The sequence below is a fragment of the Emticicia agri genome (assembly GCF_004168285.1).
Classification (GTDB): Bacteria; Bacteroidota; Bacteroidia; order Cytophagales; family Spirosomataceae; genus Emticicia; species Emticicia agri.
Genome location: NZ_SEWF01000147.1, coordinates 1 through 350, shown reverse-complemented (window position 1 = coordinate 350; position 350 = coordinate 1). Strand labels below are relative to the sequence as shown.

The window sequence follows — 350 nt, the reverse complement described above, 5'->3', positions numbered from 1 at the left end:
ACTGCTGCACTGGCCGGAGAAATACAAGACCCAACTGTACAGGTGGCTTTAATGCTATAAGTGCCTACACTTGAAAGGGTTAAGCTACTGCCTGATGAACCATTCGACCAGTTCACTGTCCCTGCACAACCGCTGGCCGTTAAAGTTAAAGTGCTTGGCGCACATACCACTTTTGGATTTGGTGCATTGATGCTTGGAGCTGCTGGTTGAGCTACAATCTGTAACCCTGTAACTGCTGCACTTGCCGGAGAAATACAACTACCAACTGTACAGGTCGCTGTAATGCTATAAGTGCCTACACTTGATAAAACTATACTTGTGCCTGATGAACCATTCGACCAGTTCACTGT

1 pseudogene is annotated in these 350 nt (G+C 46.6%); it reads right to left on the bottom strand.

Annotated elements, in window-relative coordinates:
- A pseudogene (locus tag EWM59_RS28095) lies at positions 1 to 350 on the bottom strand (hypothetical protein); the annotation flags it as partial.